Below are 20,897 nucleotides of genomic sequence, written 5' to 3'. Positions count from 1 at the left end.
CGCGGGACAGAAAGAAGGCGCCACAAGGGCGCCTGCTCGGACAGCCTTGGGCGGGAACTCAAGCGAGGGCGGTGGTAGTGCTCATGTCGCACGCTCGGCCGGCGTCGCCGCGGGCCACCCAGGTCCAGATCAGGTGATTGGGACGATGGTAAACCACTCTTTTTCAAAACGATACCTTTTGGCAACCGCCTGAGGCCCGCGAAGAAAGGACGCCACCACCCTTCTCGCTGCAGCGCAGCAAGAGCTGCAGCAGGCGCCATGGCATGCTTCGACCACGTTTTCTCCGCAACGGACGCGCCATCATCAAAGGCAAGGCCACATCGCTGGACATCGCCTACCTGGCAGGCGTATCGCAACCCACGGTCTCGCGCGCACTGCGCGGCAGCCCGGCGGTCAACGAGCAGACCCGGCGCAAGATCCTGGCGATCGCGCGCGAGCTGAACTACAAGGTCGACAAGCACGCCTCCAGCCTGCGCCTGCGCAATGCCGGCACCCTGGCGCTGCTGTTCTTCGAAGATCCGACCACCGACGACTCGCTGATCAACCCGTTCTTCCACTCGATGCTGGGCTCGATCACCCGCGCCTGCGCCCGCCATGGCTACGACCTGCTGGTGTCGTTCCAGCAGTTGTCGGACAACTGGCGGGCCGACTACGGCGACAGCCAGAAGGCCGACGGGCTGATCCTGCTCGGCTACGGCGACTACCTGCAGGCGCAGCAACGGCTGCAGCATCTGGTCGACCAGGGCACCCATTTCGTGCGCTGGGGCGCGGTGCTGCCCGGGCAACCCGGGGTGTCGATCGGCAGCGACAACTTCCAGGGCGGGCACGACATCACCGCGCACCTGCTGGCGCAGGGCCGCCGCCGGGTCGCCTTCCTCGGCGACGCCTCCAACCATTACCCCGAGTTCCTGGAGCGCTACCGCGGCCATCTGCAGGCGCTGCACGCGGCCGGCGCCGAGGCCACGCCGGCACTGCAGGTCGATGCGATCACTACCGAGCAATCCGGCTACGCCGCCGCCCTGGCCCTGCTGGGGCGCGGCGAGCGCTTCGATGCGCTGTTCGCCGCCAGCGACCTGATCGCGATCGGCGCGCTGAAAGCCTTGCGCGAGCACGGCCTGCGCGTGCCCGAGGACGTGGCCCTGGCCGGCTTCGACGACATTCCTGTCGCCGCCAGCGTCGATCCGGCGCTGTCGACGGTGCAGCAGGACACCAAGCTGGCCGGTGCGGTGCTGGTGGACACCTTGCTGGCGCAGATCGCCGGGCAGCCGGTGAGCAGCCGCACCCTGCCGGTGACGCTGGCGCTGCGCGGTTCCTCGCTGCTGCGCAACTGAGCCCTGCTGGGCGCTGACGCGCGGGCGGGTGGCGCGCTGACGTCGATCAGCGACGCTGCGTTCACGGCGTCGGCGCGACCCCGCCCTTGGCCGCCATCAGCCAGCGCAGCCGCGCGCGCAGGTCCGGGCGCACGATCGGCGCATCGGACAGGAACACGCACACGCCGTGCTCCGGCACCTCGGCGCGAAGGACATCGGCGACCTAGAGAGCACTGCCGTCGAACCCGTCGCGCCAGAGACGGGACTGCAGGATGTCGTGCTCCTCGGTCACCCGCTGCAGCTAGGCCTGGAGCCGACGGATCTCGGCCGAGTCGCTCGGCGCAGGCGCCGGCCGCCGCCTTTCTTCGCTGCCTGCACCCAGCCGTACAGCGTGTGTGGGGGGCACCGATGCGAAAGGCGACGTCCACAACGCCGAAGCCGCACGCGATCATCTGCTTCACCGCCCCGGTACGGAACTCATCCGTGCACGGCCTGTTGTCGCCGCTCGTCAACACCTCGGCCATCGCCATCGACTGTGCCGCCCCGCTGTCTACGGCAGGCCCGCCGGTCCGCGCTATACAGTCCATCTGCTCGGATGCTCCGCTCGGATGTGCAATTCCATTTCAGGGGGAATGAAAATGACTTTTGCCACCAGGCTCTTCAAGAGCGGATCGCGCATGCGCGCATTGGGATATGCCCTGTGCCGCGTCTCGTTCGCCACCGCAGTCGCGTTGCAAGGGGCTGTCGCTCAAGCCGATACGCCTCCGACCATCACCTACCTAAACACCTCCAGCAATCGCGGGATCACTCAAGACTGGGATTACGGCTACTACAAGGCCACTTGCGGCGTTACCGAAGCCTTGCTGGGGGTGAGCGAATTTACCGACACCGGCAACGGCAACCTTGCGTTGTGCGCGCCCTACTCTCAACCGGGATCCGTCAGTTCGCTCAGGGCCTACGTCACCACAAAGAGCGGCCCGGACAAGCGCGGCTATGCGCGTCATGGCGATTGGGCTCCGGGCTACACCAAGGTCGAATGCGGCCTCGATCAGTACGGCGTCGGGATCAGCCAGAGCACGGCCAGCCCCCGCGTCGCCCACGGCATTGCCTGCGTCCAAGGCGCGACCGGCACCGATACCTCGGGTATCACCACGGTGCGGCAGATGGACAACAACAGTTCGATGGGCAGCGCCACCTGGGGCGACTGGGATCCCGGGAAATACAAGGGGCAATGCATCGATGGCGAGAGCATCGTCGGAGCAAGTTTCAGCCCCACGACCGGCCGCCTTCACTCGATCCTGTGCCGAGGGCCGGCAACGCTGCAGATGCTCTACCAGACCTCAAGTGGTTCAGGTGTGGCCGTTGCGACGTTGAGCGAACGCGGGACGACGCCAACGGTCCGCAGCCTCGGCGGACTCAGCCCGGCAACTGGAACGGCACCGGTCGTTACCAACTTCCAAGGCGTTGTCTATGCGCTGTACGCAGCGTCGTCCAACCAGCTATGCCTGGCGCAATCCACCAATCGGGGGCTGACGTACGCCACCCCCAATTGCCTGTCGCAAGTCAGTATCGGTGATACGCCGGCAGTGGCGGTCAACAACGGCACGCTCTATGTGGCTTACTCATCCACTACCGGCCCGCGCCGTCTCATGGTGGCGAGCTCGACTGACGGTGCCACTTTCAATGTGACATCGTATGACGCCATTACCCTTGACGCCAGCCCGGGGGTCGCTGTATTGGACGGCGTGCTGTATGCCGGTTATGTAAAGTCGAACAAGGTATGCGTCGCCTCGTTACAGTCAACCCAGCGGGTCACTAACGTCTGCCAGTATTCGGCCAAGAGCCAGCCGGTGGGCATGACTGCCGCCTTTGGCAAGCTGTTCGTCACGTACGCCAAGACCACAGGCAATGTCGCATTCATGGTGTCCGACGATCCGGCGAACGTTCCGTTCGATGGCTTCTATTGGAGCGAATATTCGACGGCCGATTTAATCGCACCGGTGTTCTATCACGGCAACCTCTATCTCCTGTTCAACGACGTGACGGCCGGCGCCAAGGCTTTGGTTTCGGTGGACGGAACGAAGCCCACGTGGGCCACGCAATCGACCACCGGCATGTCGGCAACCGGCCCGATCGGCGCGATCGGCACCAATGTCGCCGACACGGTGCGCGGGGTCCTGTTCGCCGTCTACGGCGACATGCCCTACAGCGACTCCGACGCGACGCTGCTCAGCTCGACAATCCTGCCCGGATTGAGCAGCAGCGCCAACGTGCCATTCATTCTGCACGTGGGGGACGCCGGGCGCCCGTATGATGGGACGGGAACCAATCCCTACGACTCCTGCAGCGATTCCTTCCGTTCCGCGACCGTGCAATCGTGGTGGGGCGTCAATCAGCAGCTCGTGTTCATGCCTGGCGACAACGACTGGACCGACTGCAACACGGAGCGCACCCCAAGGTCCCGGCTTGATCCGTTGAAGGAGTTTGCGAAGGTCCGGAGCATCTTCGCCGGCAACGTGTCCCTCGACGCGCCGCGCTACGCCACCGACGGCCTGAATGTCGGTCAGCCTGCCTTGGCCCAGACCTGGGTCTCCAACGGCGTGCTCTACCTTGGCCTGAACATCGTCGGATCCTACAACGGGTACGTACCGAGCACGGCAACCAATGCCGCCGCTCGCAATGCAGAAGCATCGACGCGCGAAGCGGAGACCTTGACCGCGATCACCAACGCTGGCGCAGCCATGGCGTCCAATCCAGGCCTCAACGCCCTGGTGGTGACCTTCCATGTCGATCCGTACACGAACGTCAACAGCAGCGGAGGCACTATCGTCGATTGGACCTGCGGCCTGACCGACAGCACGGGGCGGCAACCCTACAAGGGAATTTGCGCCAATCTGGCGTCGGTGGCAGGATCGATCGGCAAGCCGATGCTGGTCGTGCACGGCGATACCGTCGCTCACTGTTTCCGCCAGCATCCGACAAGTTCCAATCTCTGGGTATTGAACGCTCCCGGCGATTTCGTTCCTGGCGTGGATCTCGTCTCTTTCAACCAATCCAACGCTTCGGCTCCGTTCTCGGTCGTCACGATGACCAACAGCGCAGGAAGCGTTCCAAGCACGTGCAACTACACGCCTGCGAGTCCGTCCGAAGCCTCGCAGGAGCTGGTTTCAGGCTCGACGGGGACTACCGTGCAACCACAACACATCGAGCCCTGAAGCACTGACGGATCGCATTCGCGGAACAGCCATCTTCCAAGGGAAAGGCATCAAGCGATTCAAGACGGGTCAAGGAACCGCACAAAAACCGGCAATCATTGTCCCGGCTCCACGCCGTCCTTGGCCGCCATCAGCCAGCGCAGCCGCGCGCGCAGGTCCGGGCGCACGATCGGCGCATCGGACAGGAACACGCGCACGCCATGCGCCGGCACCTCGGCGCGCAGCGCATCGGTCACCTCGCTGGCGCTGCCGTCGAAGCCGTCGTGCCAGGTGCCGGGCTGCAGGTAGCGGCGCACCTCCAGCGTGCGTGGCGCGTCGCTCTTGTTCAGCAGCACCAGTGCGGTCTGGGTGCTGCCCGCGTGCTGGAACACCCGGTAGAACACCGCCTCGTCGCCGGATAACTGCAGGTTGAGCTGCAGGCCGCGCTGCAGCGCGGGGCTGCGCTGGCGCAGCGTGGCGATGCGTCGCAACGGCGCGAAGATCGGGCTGGATGGCGCGGCGTTCACCCGCGCCTGACCGAAGTAGTTGCGGTTGCCGGCGTGCTCGGCGCGGCCGCGCATGAAGCCGGTCTCCGAGCCGTAGTAGATCACCGGGATGCCGCGCGCGGTGAACAGCCAGTTGTGCGCGTCGATGAAGCCGGCGTCGCTGGCATCCAGCCGCGCCATGTCGTGGTTGTCGTAAAAGGTCATCAACTCGTACGGATTGGCGTACGGGCCACGCTCCAGATACAGCGCCGGCTGCAGCGTTTCGTAGCCGCGCTGGGCGTGGCCGAACGTCGCCGCCAGCGCCTGCTTGAGCGGGAAATCCAGCACGCTGACGCCCGCATTACTGGCCCAGGTGTGGCCGGCGATCTTGTGCGCGTTGTAGTCGAAGTCCTCGCCGAACATGAACATGCCCGGGCGCTGCGCGCGGATGCGGCGCACGAACTCGTGCCAGAAGCTGTCCGGCATCCAGCCGATCGTGTCGATGCGGAACGCGTCGGCGCCCTGCCCCAGCCACTGCGAGTAAGCGCCGACCAGATACTCCATCACCGCCGGATTGCGCTCGTTGAAATCGGACAACTGCGCCAGGTTGCCGCCGGTGTTGTAGAACGCGTGCAGCGGGTTGTGCGCCGGGTCCAGCTTGGACGGCGGCAGGTTCTGGTGGTCGGCGATGAGTTTGCCGTCGCGGTCGAACACCTGGCCGAACATCGGCTGCCGCTTGGGCATGGTCCAGGCCGGCGAGCCGTGATTGCCGACGATGTCCAGCACCACCTTCAGTTGCTGCGCGTGCATGGCCTGGGTAAAGCCGGCGAAATCCAGCCCCGGGCTCGGCAGATGCTCGTCGAGCTTGTAGAAGTTCACACCCCAGTAGCCGTGGTAGCCGGTCTTGCCGCGGTCGCTCAGCGAGCTGCCCCAGGTGATCGGCTTGCCGCCGGTGAAGGCCTCGTCCGGGTTGTCGACGATGGGGGTGATCCACACCGCGCCGAAGCCCAGGTCGCGGATGTAGCCGGCGTTGTCGACCACGCCCTTGAAGTCGCCGCCGAGGTAGCCGATGTTGTCGCTCTCGCCCGGCGGCGCCGGGATCGGGATGTCGAAGGTGCGGTGCGCGCCGCCCTGGTCGCGATGATCGTTGCCCGGGTCGCCGTTGACGAAGCGGTCGGTGACCACGAAGTACACCGCCTCGCTGGCGAACGGCTCCAGCGTGCCGTAGAACTCCTCCTGCGCCGGCGCCTGCGCCTGCGCCGACCCAGCGCAGGCACCCAGCAGGGCCAGCGCCAACAACGACATCCGATCGATCATGCGTTCGCTCCCGAATCCGACGGCACCCACAGCACGCACAGCGCCGCCACCAGCAGGCTGCCGCCGCCGATCGCCAACGCGTACAGCGGCCGGCCATCGAGCCAGTGCGTGAGCACGAAGCCCAGCACGCTGACCGCGACCAACTGCGGGATCACGATGAAGAAATTGAAGATGCCCATGTACACGCCCATCTTCGCCGCCGGCACGCTGTCCGACAGCAGCGCATACGGCAGCGACAGGATCGAGGCCCAGGCGAAGCCGACCCCGACCATCGACAGCAGCAGCCACTGCGGGTCGCGGATCCACAGGAACGACAGCAGGCCGGCCGCGCCCAGGCACAGGTTGAGCAGGTGGCTCACGCGCAGCCCGCAGGCACGCACCAGCAGCGGGATCGCGATCGCCGCCAGGGCGGCGAAGCCGTTGTAGGCGGCGAACAGCACACCGACCCAGTTTGCCCCCTCGTTGTACGCGGCCGAGGTCGCATCGTGGGTGCCGTAGTGGGTCTGGGTGACCGCGGCGGTGGTGTAGATCCACATCGCGAACAGCGCGAACCACGAGAAGAACTGCACCCAGGCCAGGCGCCGCATCGCCTGCGGCATGGTCTGCAGGTCGCAGACGATCGCGGCCAGCATGTGCCCGCGGCGCAGGCGCGGCGCCACGCCCTGCAGCACGCCGTAGCCGAGGCACAGCCCGGCCAGCACGTACAGCATGCGGTCGCCGCCACTGAAGGCGATCGCCGCCGCCCCGGCGATGCCCGCGGCGCACCACAGCGTCGCGGCGACATCGGCGTAGCGCGGCTGCGTCGCCGTGGCGGCCGGCGTGGCGTCGTCGAAACCGTGCAGATCCTCGGGCGGATATTCGCGGGTGCGCAGTACGGTCCAGCCGATCGACAGGAACAGCACCGCGCCGCCGAGATAGAACGCGTAGCGCACCGTCGCCGGCACCTCGCCGGGGCCCGCGGTGTTGCTCACCCCCCAGTGCGCCAGCAACCACGGCAGCATGCTCGCCACCACCGCACCGACGCCGATGAAGAAGCTCTGCATGGCGTAGCCGCTGGCGCGCTGGCGCGCCGGCAACTGGTCGCCGACGAAGGCGCGGAACGGCTCCATCGAGATGTTGATCGAGGCGTCCAGCACCCACAGCGTCCCGGCCGCCACCCACAGCGCTGGCGAGTTCGGCATCACCAGCAACGCCAGCGTGGTGAGCAGCGCACCGACCATGAAATACGGCCGGCGCCGCCCGAAACGGTTCCAGGTGCGATCGGACAGGTAGCCGACGATGGGCTGCACGATCAGGCCGGTCAGCGGCGCAGCGATCCACAGCCCCGGCACCTGCTCCATGTCCGCGCCCAGGGTCTGGAAGATGCGGCTGGCATTGGCGTTCTGCAACGCGAAGCCGAACTGGATGCCCAGGAAACCGAAGCACATGTTCCAGATCTGCCAGAACGACAGCGCCGGCTTGGCGCGTGACACGGCGCTCATGGGCGCTCCTCGATCGGGCCGGCCGGCGCGATCAGCAGCGCGGCGACATCGGCGGCATTGACCACGCCATCGGCGCCGCCCTGGCCGCCGGTGTAGCGCGCGAAGTGCTGCAGCGCGCTCATGTTCTGCGCCGGCAGCAAGCGCGCGACGCAGCGTTGCCCGGCCTGCAGCGCGAACACCGCCGCCGTGGAGGTCTGCTCGCCGACGCTGTGCGGCATCACCAGCGGCTGCGATTGCGGCGACGCCGCTCCGCACTGCACCTGCAGGCGCTTGACAGCCGCGGTGACACCGGTGTTGATCGGGCCATGCGCATTGACGTAGCGCAGGCTCAGCCGGTACGCGCCATCGTGCGGCACCGTCCAGACCCAGTCATCGGCGCCCTCCACGCGCGCCACGTCGCCGACGCAGACGGTAGGGCTATGCAACGACTCCCAACGCGCGCTCTGCCGGGTCAGGCTCAGGCATTGCACGCGCTCGGCCAGCGGCAAAAGCACGCCGTCGGCGCTGCCGGGTCGCGCCTGCCCATCGACGTACAGCACCGTGTCCGCGGCCGCCTGCACACGCCAGCCCTGCGCCTCGCGCCGCACCTGCGGTGCCGACGGCGCCAGCGGCGCGAAGGCGTCCGCGGCCGTGAGCATTTGCAATGGCGCGCTGCCGCTGCGGCGCGCGACCAGGTCGACGGTGGTCACACCGTCCTGGGTGCGGGTCTCGCCGGCGACCAGCAGGTCGCCTTGCAGCTGCCGCGGCCTCCGCAGCACGATGCGTCGGTCCTTTAGCTGCAATGCGATCTCCTGACGCTCGCCGAACAGCAGCGGCACCAGGCTGGTCGGCAGCTTGGGCAGCACGCGACCATCGTCCTCGAGGCCGAACACGCCCTCGATCACCATCGCCAGGTAGCCCGCCACCGACCACAGCTGCCGCGGCGAATTGACCACCGGGCCGCTGAGTGGACCGTCGTCGACATGCGCGGCCTGGCTCAGGAATTCGTAGTTCTCCATGTTCGAGCCGGCGAGCGCGGCGCCGCGCAGCAGCGAGCGCACTTCCAGATCGATGCGCGCGCTGTCGTCGGTATGCCGCGCCGCGCGCAGCGCATAGGCGCTGACGAACGGCCAGATCGCCCGATTGTGGTAGATCGGCACCTCGCGCTGCTGCGGCCACACCACCGGGCTGCCCGCCTCCACCGCGGGATAGCGGGCCAGTGCCTGGCGTGCGCGCTCGGCCGGCAGCACGTCGGCCAGCACCGCCAGCGACAGGCCCAGCAGATCGTAGCTTTCGTAGCGCACCGGATGCTCGGCAGTGCCGATGTAGCTGACGTAGGTGCCGCGGTCCTCGCGCCAGAAGCGCTGCGCGATCGCCTGGCGCAGCGCATCGGCCCAGCCGGCATAGCGCGCGGCCGCCTGCGTGTCGTCCTGCTCCCGGGCCAGGCGCTCGCCCAGACGCAGCGCCTGATAGTGCAGCACGTTGGTCGACAGCGCGAAGGAGCTGGCGATGAAGCCGACGTCCTCGCGGGTCCAGGCCGGATAGGTCTGCTCGCGCCAGTCCAGGAACGAGGTCTCGCCGCGGTACAGGCCGATGTGCGGGTCGAACGCGAACGCGCGGTCCTGCGCCAGCGTGGCGGTGAGCGCGGCACGGGTGTCGGCGGCGAAACCCGGTTCGTCCAGCAAGTGACGCGCGGCCAGAAACCACACCACGCGGTCGCTGCTCACCGGCCAGCTGCCGCCGGAGCCGGTGTCCTGCGCCACGAACAGCCCCGGCAGCACATCGGCGCCGCGCATCGGCGACAGCTTGAAGTGCAGCGAGCGCCGCGTGCGCTCGGGATCCAGCCGCGCCAGGGCCAGGTCGGCGGCATAGCTGACATCGCGGGTCCACACGTAGGGCCAGCGCTCGCCGGTCTGGTAGCAATCGCACGGCAACGGTTTGCCGTGATCGAACGCCGGGTCACGGATCGCCTGGACCTGGTCGTCGCGCAGTTCCTGCTGCGCCAACGCGAACAGCGCATCGAACAACAGGCTGTCGGTCTCGCTGCGCAGCGGCTGCAACGACAGCGTGCGCGTGCCCTGCGCCGCGTGCAGCACGAAGCCGCCGTCGGCGGTGGCCTCGGCCTGCGCGGTCTGACCGCGCCATTGCAATGACGTCTGTCCAGCAGACGCCGACGCCGCAGCACCCAAGGTGGCGGCCAAGCAGATCATCTTCAGCATCGAAGCGGCAGACCGGCTCGCACCGATCGACCTCCCTCCCTCTTTGCCTGCATGGTGGAAGCGCAGGCCGGCATGCCGGCGCTGCGGTCGCCGCCTCCGCATCGCGGGGCGCTGCGGACATGGTAGACGGGCAGCACCGCGGCGCGTGTAGTTGCATACGTATTCATCGCCACGGCCTCCGGCTGCAAGGAACCGCCTCGCTATAGTCGTTGCGGTGCCACGGTCGCCTTGGGAGGGGATATGCCGCTGCCGCTTCACGCCTCATTGCGCCTGCGCCCGACGCAGCGCCTGCCATCGTGGCTGGCGACGCTGCTGCTGTGCATCGCCCCTGGACTGCAGGCCGCACCGCAGACCGTGGCCAGCATCGATTCGCCGGACAAGATCCTGCGCGTGTCCGTGCAACTGGACGACGGCCGCCCCAGCTATCGCGTGCAGCGCCTGGGCGAGCCGGTGATCGGCGAATCGCGGCTCGGCTTCCAGTTGCGCGATGGCAGCCTGGATCGCGACCTGGCGTTGCTGGACCAGCGCAGCCGCAGCGTCGACGAAACCTGGGAACAGCCCTGGGGCGAGCGCCGCTACGTACGCAATCACTACAACGAGCTGCGCGTGGACCTGGGCGAGCGCGGCGGCCGCCAGCGCCGCTTCGCGGTGGTGTTCCGCGTCTACGACGACGGGCTCGGCTTCCGCTACAGCTTTCCGCAGCAGGCGGGGATGCAGGAGGCGGTGATCGACGAGGAGCTCACCGAGTTCGATATCGTCCCCGACGCGACGGCCTGGTGGATTCCCGCCGGCGCTCCCATTCACTACGAATACCTGTACAGGCGCACGCCGCTGCGCGAAGTGCCGCTGGCGCACACGCCGTTCACCCTGCGCAGCCAGGACGGCCTGCACCTGGCCATCCACGAGGCGGCCCTAGTCGACTACGCCGGCATGTGGCTGCGCCGCGGCGAAGGCCAGCGCCTGCATGCGCAACTCTCGCCGTCGGCGGAGGGCTGGAAGGTCCGCCGACGCCTGCCCTTCGACACGCCGTGGCGCACGCTGCAGATCAGCGACACCGCCGGCGGCCTGGTCGATTCCAACCTGATCCTCAACCTCAACGAACCCAACGCACTGGGCGACGTGAGCTGGGTGCACCCGGCCAAGTACATCGGCGTGTGGTGGTCGATGCACTTGAACCAGGAAACCTGGGCGCGCGGCCCCAAGCATGCCGCCACCACCGCCAATACCCGCCGCTACATCGACTTCGCCGCGGCGCACGGCTTCCGTGGCGTGCTGGTCGAAGGCTGGAACCCCGGTTGGGACGGCAACTGGGTCGGCAATGGATACGACTTCGACTTCACCCGCGCCACCGCGGACTTCGACATCGCCGCGCTCAGCGCCTACGCGGCGAAGAAGGGCGTGCACCTGATCGGCCACCACGAGACCGGTTGCGCGGTGGAGCACTACGAAGACCAGCTCGATGCGGCGCTGAACCTGTACGCCCGGTTGGGCGTGGACACCTTCAAGACCGGCTACGTCTGCGACGATGGCCAGGTGGACCGGCGCAATCCGGCCGGCGGCCCGCTGTGGCGCGAATGGCACGATGGCCAGTTCATGGCCCGCCACCATCTCAAGGTGGTGCAGGAGGCGGCCAAGCGCCATCTGTCGGTCAATGCCCACGAGCCGATCAAGGACACCGGCCTGCGCCGCACCTACCCGAACTGGCTCTCGCGCGAAGGCGCACGTGGCATGGAGTACAACGCCTGGGGCGAGCCGCCGAATCCACCGGAGCACGAGGTCGATCTGGTGTTCACGCGCATGCTGGCCGGGCCGATGGACTACACGCCCGGCATCCTCAGCCTGAAGGGCCGCGGCGGACGCGCGATTCCGAGCACGCTGGCACGGCAGCTGGCACTGTATGTGACCCTGTACAGCCCGATCCAGATGGCGGCCGACCTGCCCGAACACTACCTGCAGCACCGCGACGCCTTCCGCTTCATCGAGGACGTGGCAGTGGACTGGGACGACAGTCGCGTGCTCGACGGCGAGATCGGCGATTACGTGACCATCGTGCGCAAGGACCGCCACAGCCGCGACTGGTTCCTCGGCAGCATCACCGACGAACACGGTCGCGTGCTGCCGATCGCGCTGGGCTTTCTCGAACCGGGCGTGCGCTACCGCGCCGAGATCTACCGCGACGGCGATGCCGCCGACTACCAGCACAATCCCTTCGACTTCGTCCGCGAACAGCGCGAGGTCACCAGCCGCGACCAGTTGCAGCTGAAGCTGGCGCCCGGCGGCGGCCAGGCGATCCGTTTCGTCCCGCTGGATCCGGCGCCTGCATCTGCCGGCGCGGCTGCGCAGCGCTAGCGGGTCATCTTGGCGGATGCAGTGCCGCCAGCGGTACATCGGCGGCGACTGCGCTCTTTGCTTGGCCCTCTTGCCTGGCCCCTTCCTCGTGCGCCAGGCGTCGCGCAAGTGCGCACGAAAGGACAGCGCCGCTGCACGCGGCGTTGGCCAGGATCTGCCGTGCTATCAGCTGCATGGCCGGATAGGTCCACGCGTTCACGCAACCGCTACATCCCCTGCCTCACGGCACCCGAGCATCCACGACAGTCGACATCGGCTGCAGAGCGCAATGCACGTACCCAACGGCACCGGCTTAGCGCCAAGCGCACGACATCGCGATCCTGAAAGCGCTTCCAATGCGATGCAGGCCAGTGAATACGTATGCAGCGGACGTTCGCGACGAAGCCGCGTGTCTACCATACAGCGCAATCGCGACACCGCCCTGCGGCTGCGCGACACGCACATCCGGCCGCCTCGCCGGTTCAGACATTCGCAAGACAACATTGCCTGGGAGGGGAAAATGTTGAACCACAAGCGCAACGCGCTGACGCTGGCGCTGGCCGTCGCGATGACGCCGATGCTGGCCGCCGCACAGTCCGATACCACCGCCGCCACGCCCAACAATCCGGTGACCGAACTGGACAAGGTCCAGGTGACCGGCATCCGCCGCGGCATCGAGAACGCCATCGCGATCAAGCAGGACTCGACGTCCATCGTCGAGGCGATCTCGGCCGAGGACATCGGCAAGCTGCCGGACGTGAGCATCGCCGAGTCGCTCGGCCGCCTGCCCGGCCTGGCCGCACAGCGCGTCGCCGGCCGTGCCCAGGTGATCAGCGTGCGTGGCCTGTCACCCGACTTCGCCACCACCCTGCTCAACGGCCGCGAAGTGGTCAGCACCGGCGACAACCGCAGCGTCGAGTTCGACCAGTACCCCTCGGAACTGGTCAACGGCGTGACCGTGTACAAGACGCCCGATGCCGGCCTGGTCGGCCAGGGCCTGTCCGGCACCATCGACATGCAGACCGTGCGCCCGCTGAGCTTCCCGGACCGGGTGATCGCGATCAGCGGCCGCCTGCAGAAGAGCTCGCTCGGCAAGGCCGCCGACGTCGACGCCTTCGGCAATCGCTTCAGCGCCAGCTACATCGACCAGTTCCTGGACAACACCCTGGGCGTGTCGATCGGCTATGCCCACAGCGACATGCCGATCCAGGAGAACCAGGTCGGCCTGTATGAGCCGTGGACGACGCAGAACACCGACAGCGGCAGCCGTCCCGGCTTGGCCCCGGGCACCTACTTCTCCGACGGCATCAAGGCGCTGCGCCGCACCGGCAACAACAAGCGCGACGGCGTGATGGCGACCGTGCAGTTCCGTCCGTCCAGCAGTTGGACCAGCACCTTCGACGCGTTCCATACCGAAGCCGAGCAGATCGACACCGCCAATCAGTTCGAGGTCAATCTCAGCAACTTCAATGGCGGCTATACGCCCGGCCTGCTGATCAGCAATCCGCAGGTCGACGCCAGCGGCAGCTTCACCGGCGGCACCGCCAGCGGCGTGTATCCGCTGGTGCGCGGCATGTACAACAAGCGCAAGGACAAGATCGACGCGTTCGGCTGGAACAACGAGTTCAACCTCGGCAGCGTGCGCCTGATGGCCGACCTCAACTACTCCAAGGCGACGCGTAAAGAGCTGAACCTGGAAAACAACCTGCAGCTGGTGCCGATGCCGCAGTTGGACACCGTCGGCCTCGTGGTCAAGCCCAATGGCTTCTCGCAGATCACGCCCGGCCGCGACTACTCCGACCCGAACAGCCTGTTCCTGACCAACACCATCTACGGCTCCGGCTACGGCAAGGTCCCGGAGGTCGAGGACCGCCTGAAGGGTGGCCGCCTGGCGGCGACACTACCGGCACCGCAGGCGCTGACCTGGTTCTCCGACATCGACGTGGGCGTCAACTACGCCGACCGGCGCAAGCAGAAGACCCAGGCCGAAGGCAACATCCTGCTCGGCGCGCAGGGCAACACCAACATCGCCAGCGACCTGCAGTACGACCCGGTCAACCTTGGCTTCGCCGGCATCGGCACCATCCCGGCCTGGAACGTCCCGGCGGCGGTCTCGCGCTACATGAGCTTCAACCCGGTCACCAACCTGGACTATCTGATCCCCAAGTCCTGGACCGTGCAGGAGAAGATCACCACGGCCTGGCTGCGCGCCAACATCAACACCGACATCGGCGAGGTCGGCGTGCGCGGCAACATCGGCGTGCAGTTGCAGCACGCCGACCAGAGCTCGCAGTCCAGCTACTTCGACCAATCCCGTCCCGCCGGCCAGAACGTGCTGCCGATCGATGCCGGCAAGACCTACAACGACTGGCTGCCGAGCCTCAACCTGGCCTTCCTGTTCCCGCACCAGCAGACCCTGCGCTTCGCCGCGGCCAAGCAGGTGGCGCGGCCGCGCGTGGACCAGATGCGCGCCGGCCTGGACTTCGGCGTGGATACGTCCACCGGCAAGCCCGGCGGCAGCGGCGGCAATCCCCTGCTCGATCCGTGGCGTGCCAACGCGCTGGACCTGTCGTACGAGAAGTACTTCGGCGAGAAGGCCTATGTGGCCGCCGCGGTGTTCTACAAGGACCTGAAGAGCTACATCTACACGCAGTCGCGCGACGATTACGACTTTTCCGCCCTGCTCGCCAGCTATGTGCCCCCGCCGGGGATGACCGTACCGGTGCAGACCACCGGCACCTTCTCCTCGCCGCAGAACGGCAAGGGCGGCACCTTGCGCGGCCTGGAGCTGACCGCCTCGCTGCCGCTGGACATGCTCAGCGACAGCCTGCGCGGCTTCGGCGTGCAAGCCAGCGCCACCTTCAACGACAGCGATATCAAGATCGTCGATCCCGAGAGCGCCTCCAGCGTTGGCTCGGCGCCGATCGACCTGCCGGGCCTGTCCAAGCGCGTCTACAACCTCACCGCGTATTACGAGCACAACGGCTTCGAGGCGCGTGTCAGCCAGCGGCGCCGCTCGGACTTCATCGGCGAGATCGGCAACTTCAACGGCAACCGCACGCTGCGCTACGTTGTCGGCGAGAACGTCACCGACGCGCAAGTCAGCTATACCTTCGCCGACGGCAGCACCCTGGCCGGGCTGAGCCTGCTGTTGCAGGCCAGCAACCTGACCAACTCGCCCTACCGCACGTATGCCGGCACCAAGGATCGCCCGCTGGAATACGTTGAATGGGGACGCACCTACATGCTGGGCGTGAACTACAAGTTCTGAGTCCCGCGTAAAGGCTGCAGACGACGCCCGCCGGCGCACCCGGCGGGCGTTTTCGTTGGACGACTATGGCTTGTGTTTGTGTCGAATGCTGCGGAGTGCCGGGAGGCAACACGATGAGATCAGGATCGCGCGGGGCGGCAGCGTTTTTGTCGATCGTGATCAAGCCGAGCGGTTAGCGGAGGGACACCGACCTTCTCGCCTGCGAGAAGACCCATACTAGGCAATCGTGCGGTAACTGATAGAAATCTCGCCTCGTCAACGAGGTCCCCAACAGAAAGGCGCGAGAGCACGAAATGGCTCGCGTCGCTGGAAACGCTGTATCTCGGGAAAGCATAGGCCAATCCTCCAGCATGCGAGCAAGCGTCATGCATGGACATTCAATGCTGAATTCCGAACCGACCGGCTGACCACACCACAGACGATGCATCCTCGCCGACTCGATGCTGCGGCAACTGATCCAGGTCAGCACCCCATCGTCAACGACGGGTCTCAGCCGGGAGACCGCAAACCAAGAGCTGGTGTCGGCGCCGGAAAAATCCGCGTTTCAGGTCACAAAGCTGGGCACGCAGACGTGGCGATCTTGCCGCGACTCCACCAACGCAGCGATGACGGCGGATTCGTAGCCGCGTAGCCGGCGGGATCGGGAGGGCGGCGGTCTGTCGTGTGGAACACCAAGGCAAGCCTCTGCGCTGACCTTGGTGCGCCAGGACCGCGCCATTGTCGGCTCGGCGACGACGCGAGCGCTGACGACCGCACGCACCGGCTGCGAAAACGGCGCGATCACCGCAACATGCCTACAGACACTGGAATTCCGAATCGACCAGTGTCGTTCAATCGAGCGCCAAGGCTGCCTCGGCACGCATGAGGCCCTATCCGCGACGCGATGCACACACCGGACTGTCTCTTCGCAGATAAACATCGTTTGCAGTGCCGCAGCCGATCACCGGCGATGCGGCACCTCCCTAGCCAGCAACTACCGACCCGCGCTCACGCGCCCTGCAGACACACCATCGCATAGCCGGGCAAACGCAGACGCTCGCCGACCGCGCCAGGCGCCACGCCCGGTACTTCCAGCACCTCCCAGGCGCCCTGCGGCACCGCCACGTCGACGGCTTCTGCAGACAGATTGAACGCCAGCAGCAGGGTTTGCGCGGCGTGGCGACGCTCGAACATCAGCACGGGCTCAGCCGTCTCGTGAAACACGATGTCGCCCTCGCGCAGCGCCGAATGGTGCTTGCGCCATGCCAGGAACTCGCGGATCGCACGCAGGACCGACTGTGGATCGGCCTCCTGGGCCGCAACCGACTGTGCGCGATGCGCTGGCGCGATCGGCAACCAGGGCGTCCCGGTGCTGAAGCCGGCCTGCTCGCCGTCATCCCACGGCAGGGGCGTCCGGCATCCATCGCGGCCCTTGAAGTTCGGCCAGAACGCGATGCCATAGGGATCCTGCAACGCCTCGAACGGCACCTCCGCCTCGCCCAGGCCCAACTCTTCGCCCTGGTAGACGCAGACCGAGCCACGCAGCGAGCACAGCATCGCGATCAGCAGGCGCGCGAAGGCCGGAGTCTCGGTGCCCTGCCCCCAACGCGTCACCGCACGTTGCACGTCGTGATTGGAAATCGCCCAACACGGCCAGCCTTCGGTCATTGCCGCTTCCAGGCGCGACACCGTCTCGCGGATGTAGGCGGCACTGAAATCGTCGGTCAGCAGTTCGAAGCTGTAGCCCATGTGCAGGTGACCGGCCCGGGTGTACTCGGCCGTGGTCGCCAGCGAATCTTCCGACGAGATCTCGCCCAGACTCACTGTCTCCGGATAGCGGTCGAGCAGACTGCGCAGCTTCTGCAGGAACGGGAGATTCTCCGCCTGCGTGTTGTTGTAGTAGTGGTATTGGAAGGCGTAGGGATTGTCCGGGCTGAAGCCGCGGCCGACCCGCTTTTCCGGCGGCTTGGGCGGATTGTCGCGCAGCTGCGGATCGTGGAAGCAGAAATTGATCGCATCCAGCCGGAAGCCGTCCACGCCGCGCGCCAGCCAGAACTCCACGTTGTCCAGCGTCGCCTGCTGCACCTGCGGATTGTGGAAGTTCAGGTCGGGCTGCGAGGCCAGGAAGTTGTGCAGATAGTACTGACCGCGGCGCGGCTCCCACTGCCACGCCACACCACCGAAGATCGACAGCCAGTTGTTCGGCGGCGTCCCATCCTCGCGCGCATCGGCCCACACGTACCAATCGGCCTTTGGATTGTCGCGGCTCTGCCGGCTCTCCTTGAACCAGTCGTGCTCCACCGAGGTATGGCTGAGCACCTGGTCGATCATCACCTTCAGGCCCAGCGCATGCGCCTTGGCCAGCAGTGCATCGAAGTCGGCCATCGTGCCGAACAGCGGATCGACCTCGCGGTAATCGGCGATGTCGTAGCCGAAATCGGCCATCGGCGATTTGAAGAACGGCGAGATCCAGATCGCATCCACGCCCAATGCCGCGATGTAATCCAGCTTGCGCACGATGCCCGGCAGGTCGCCGATACCGTCGCCGTTGGCGTCGAGGAAGCTACGCGGGTAGATCTGATAGATGACGGCACCGCGCCACCATGGAGCCTGAGACATGCAACGCCCCCCTTCGGGCAGAGATCGCGCGTGCGACGGGCACGCGAAACGCTGCGCTAGAGTAGCGTTGATGCTTCATGTTCAGACGTGGATGCATACGTATTCACGCCAAGCGCACATGAGAATGCATATGTGCCGGCGGCCCTAGTGAGCTGCTAGCGCCTTAAATTCCGCACACAAGCAACAATCTAGAATTCAAGAAAACCAAAAACAATCGAAGTTTACTGCATATCAATATTTTTTAAATTTCGCATCTGAGCAATCCGTGCCTCTAACGACACATTCAGAGCCGGAAGCCTCCTTACACCGACGTAATGCTTCTTTCGTAGCTGCTTCAACACTGATACCACTTACTATTTTCCCCACCCCGGAGCCGTCGGGGCCTTGGACGACGGCTACGCATTGGTTCTTATAAGTGAAGGCAACCTTGCAATCCGAATTGCCGAGATCAGCACATCTTTTCAGCGCGCCAGCCTCAGCATCCTCTTCGGAAAATCTACCGGTACTGCTTCCGATGTCTCCGCTTGACGCAGTCGCGATCGCCCCCCACGTTTTAATCCACTCTCCGGTTGGACGCGCAGGAGCGTCAGCCCCCCCAGAACTTGGGCCACACTGAGCGCTACCAGGCGCCACGCCGGATGGACAAGCCGTTTGCGCAAATGCCATCGGGCTGAGTAACAAGCAAGATAGAAATAGGATGGCTTTCACAGCAACCTCCAAACTTGATTAACCGATGTCCTGAGGTCTATATCTGCCAGTCCCCGTCTGGCCACTGGCATCAGAGGAGAAGCTAGGCTGCCTCAACGCATGATTTTGCGTAACAGAACTGGGCGCATTGAAGTCACCGCCTCGATAGGAAGAATCACGACCAGGCGACTGCGGCGCATAAGGCTGGCCAGACGCCGGATCCTTGCCGACCGCACCAAGTCCCGAGTACGGCGAGAACTGGCCCAGCGTGCCCTGGAAGAACGCAGCCGCCATCGGCGGTGCCGTGATGATCAGCGTGCTTAAGACCAAGCCGATTCCTCCCTGTTGTAACGCCATGCTGCTCACGCCTTCGCCTGTTCCGTTGGACGCCGCCCACGTGGCGAGAAAACCCGCACCTACTGCCGCAATGACCTTCGTCGCAAGACCAACGGTGAAGCTCAGGACCGCCAGCGAGAAGACCGTACCGATTCCGTACATCAGCCACTTCTGGAACAGGGACTTGGTGACATCAAATAGCAGGCACAGGATGAACAAGGGCCCAAAGCCGATGAACAGCGCCATGGCCAGCTTGTTCAGCAGCAACAGGGAGCCACCGACAACGCCAGGCCCGGCCATGCCTAGACCCGTGAAAAGCCGCGCGCGATCCTTCTCCTTTTCCCGCTCGGCGTCGCCGGCGGTATTGATCTGATCGATGCTGGTCATGGCCACCTGCATCAGCGCGAGATTCTTATCGATCGCGGCGTACGGACTCTCGGAGCTGCCGGTCACCGTCTTCACGATCGCACTGCTGAGCCCGTCGGTCAGCCTCCAGTAGAGTCCGTCCATCGCCGCGTCACCGTTCGTCGCTCCCGGCCTGGCAGCGGACACCATGCTCATCGCCACGCCGATGATCAGCGCGGCGCGCAGCGAGGTCACCACCAGTTCCATGGCAGATTCGCGCGACTGCCCTGTCGCGACTCGATAGCCCTTCAACAGGATCCACAGCGTCAACGCGCTCATCGCGGTCACGGTGACCCACCATGACATGCGGATCAGCAGCGACCATTGGAAATAGTCGATCTCATCGCGCAGAAAGTTGTTGATGAGCGTAAAAAACGCGTAGTTGCTGAAACTATCGAGAAATCCCATGACCGCTCCGTAACGCAGACGCTCATCGCTGAGCTGCTTTTTGCTGATCGATTCCGTTCAATGAATCGGGCAGCGTGGTTAATCTTCGATGCTCAATTGCTTGAGGCCATCAGGCCGCTTTGACTTGGCGAGTTGCAAGGCTCCGCCCATCACCGCGCCACCGACCAGCTTGCTTGCGAAATCGCTCAACCCCGAGAACCCTTCGAACAAACCGCCGCCGCCCGTCGTCGTGGCCGACGGCGGCTTCTTGCCGTTCATTGCGGCCCAGGCACCGGCGGACTGCACCTGGGTCAGGTAAGACAAGCGCTTCTCGTAGGCGAACATCGCCGCTTCGGTCTGCTGGCGATCGATGTCCATCAGCGCCCGCAGCGCGATCAGCTTGTTCGTGTTGTCTTCCAGCAAGCCGATCTGGTTCGTGTCGATCTTCGCACGCTGCTGTTCCAGGTCGCGCAGGCGCTGCAATCGCTTCTCGGTGATGTCGTACATTGCCACCATGTAGTTGAACTGCGAATTGCGCGTGCGCTGGATCAATTCGCAAGTCTGCTGCTGTTCCTGCGACACGGGCGTTCCCGAGGTCTTGGCCGCGCAGTCGGAGACGCCGTAATTGTCGTCGACCTTGACCAGCTTCTCCTTCGGCTTCTCGACCTCGTCGCCGCTGGACTTTTCCTTTTCGGCCTTGCCGACCTCGTTGTCCCCGCGGATCTTGTCCAGCTTCTCATCCAGCGTCTTTGTATTGGTTTTGTTCTCGTCAATCTGTTTATTGTCGATCACTTTCCACTGCGCAAAAGCAGTTGCCGGCAACAGCATGAGCAGCGCAACTACACCAACGACACGAACGCGATTGGAGAATTTCATCGTCTTGTCCATAAACACCTCAAC

At 65.5% G+C, this 20,897-nt stretch carries 11 protein-coding genes; 4 read left to right on the top strand and 7 right to left on the bottom strand.

The window, feature by feature from the left end; all coding sequences use genetic code 11:
- Nucleotides 1-263 precede the first annotated feature (263 nt).
- Nucleotides 264-1,331, top strand: coding sequence for a LacI family DNA-binding transcriptional regulator (locus QN245_RS08100; RefSeq protein ID WP_317845018.1), 1,068 nt, complete (start codon nucleotides 264-266; stop codon nucleotides 1,329-1,331).
- Between the two features lie 617 nt (nucleotides 1,332-1,948).
- Entirely contained in the window at nucleotides 1,949-4,525 is a 2,577-nt protein-coding gene (locus tag QN245_RS08095) for a hypothetical protein (RefSeq protein WP_317845017.1), read from the top strand.
- A 95-nt stretch (nucleotides 4,526-4,620) separates the two neighbouring features.
- Here QN245_RS08095 and QN245_RS08090 read toward each other — a convergent pair whose 3' ends face one another.
- Genes QN245_RS08090 through QN245_RS08080 form a run of 3 tightly spaced genes read right to left on the bottom strand, consistent with a single transcriptional unit; the run spans nucleotide 4,621 to nucleotide 9,985 of the window.
- Nucleotides 4,621-6,294 carry an alpha-amylase family glycosyl hydrolase gene (locus tag QN245_RS08090; RefSeq protein ID WP_184448076.1) on the bottom strand — a complete coding sequence of 558 codons (1,674 nt, stop codon included), beginning with the start codon at nucleotides 6,292-6,294 and terminating at the stop codon, nucleotides 4,621-4,623.
- A gap of 8 nt (nucleotides 6,295-6,302) precedes the next feature.
- On the bottom strand, nucleotides 6,303-7,787 hold the full coding sequence (locus QN245_RS08085; protein ID WP_317845016.1) for an MFS transporter: 1,485 nt from the start codon (nucleotides 7,785-7,787) through the stop codon (nucleotides 6,303-6,305).
- Nucleotides 7,784-9,985: a glucosidase family protein gene (locus QN245_RS08080; RefSeq protein WP_317845015.1), complete on the bottom strand. Its 2,202-nt coding sequence runs from the start codon at nucleotides 9,983-9,985 to the stop codon at nucleotides 7,784-7,786. Before QN245_RS08080 ends, QN245_RS08085 begins: the two co-directional genes overlap by 4 nt.
- Before the next feature lie 240 nt (nucleotides 9,986-10,225).
- Between QN245_RS08080 and QN245_RS08075 the strand changes: the two genes are divergently transcribed.
- A complete protein-coding gene (locus QN245_RS08075) occupies nucleotides 10,226-12,334 on the top strand; it encodes a glycoside hydrolase family 97 protein (RefSeq protein WP_317845014.1) in 2,109 nt (702 codons plus the stop codon).
- 499 nt (nucleotides 12,335-12,833) lie between these two features.
- Nucleotides 12,834-15,584 (top strand): TonB-dependent receptor, encoded by a 2,751-nt coding sequence (locus QN245_RS08070; protein WP_317845013.1) that lies wholly within the window; start codon nucleotides 12,834-12,836, stop codon nucleotides 15,582-15,584.
- 987 nt (nucleotides 15,585-16,571) lie between these two features.
- Here QN245_RS08070 and QN245_RS08065 read toward each other — a convergent pair.
- The 4 genes from QN245_RS08065 to QN245_RS08050 all read right to left on the bottom strand — a co-directional run bounded on the left by QN245_RS08065 (nucleotide 16,572) and on the right by QN245_RS08050 (nucleotide 20,873).
- Nucleotides 16,572-18,182: an alpha-glucosidase gene (locus tag QN245_RS08065; RefSeq protein WP_317845012.1), complete on the bottom strand. Its 1,611-nt coding sequence runs from the start codon at nucleotides 18,180-18,182 to the stop codon at nucleotides 16,572-16,574.
- A gap of 231 nt (nucleotides 18,183-18,413) precedes the next feature.
- Nucleotides 18,414-18,848 (bottom strand): DUF4189 domain-containing protein, encoded by a 435-nt coding sequence (locus QN245_RS08060; RefSeq protein ID WP_317845329.1) that lies wholly within the window; start codon nucleotides 18,846-18,848, stop codon nucleotides 18,414-18,416.
- A gap of 60 nt (nucleotides 18,849-18,908) precedes the next feature.
- On the bottom strand, nucleotides 18,909-20,018 hold the full coding sequence (locus QN245_RS08055) for a TrbL/VirB6 family protein (RefSeq protein WP_317845011.1): 1,110 nt from the start codon (nucleotides 20,016-20,018) through the stop codon (nucleotides 18,909-18,911).
- A gap of 78 nt (nucleotides 20,019-20,096) precedes the next feature.
- Entirely contained in the window at nucleotides 20,097-20,873 is a 777-nt protein-coding gene (locus tag QN245_RS08050) for a hypothetical protein (RefSeq protein WP_255421598.1), read from the bottom strand.
- Between the last annotated feature and the right edge of the window lie 24 nt (nucleotides 20,874-20,897).

Source organism: Xanthomonas rydalmerensis, assembly GCF_033170385.1.
In the GTDB taxonomy this organism is placed as follows: domain Bacteria; phylum Pseudomonadota; class Gammaproteobacteria; order Xanthomonadales; family Xanthomonadaceae; genus Xanthomonas_A; species Xanthomonas_A rydalmerensis.
Note: the sequence above shows the minus strand (reverse complement) of the source record. Positions and strands in the feature narration are given on the sequence as shown.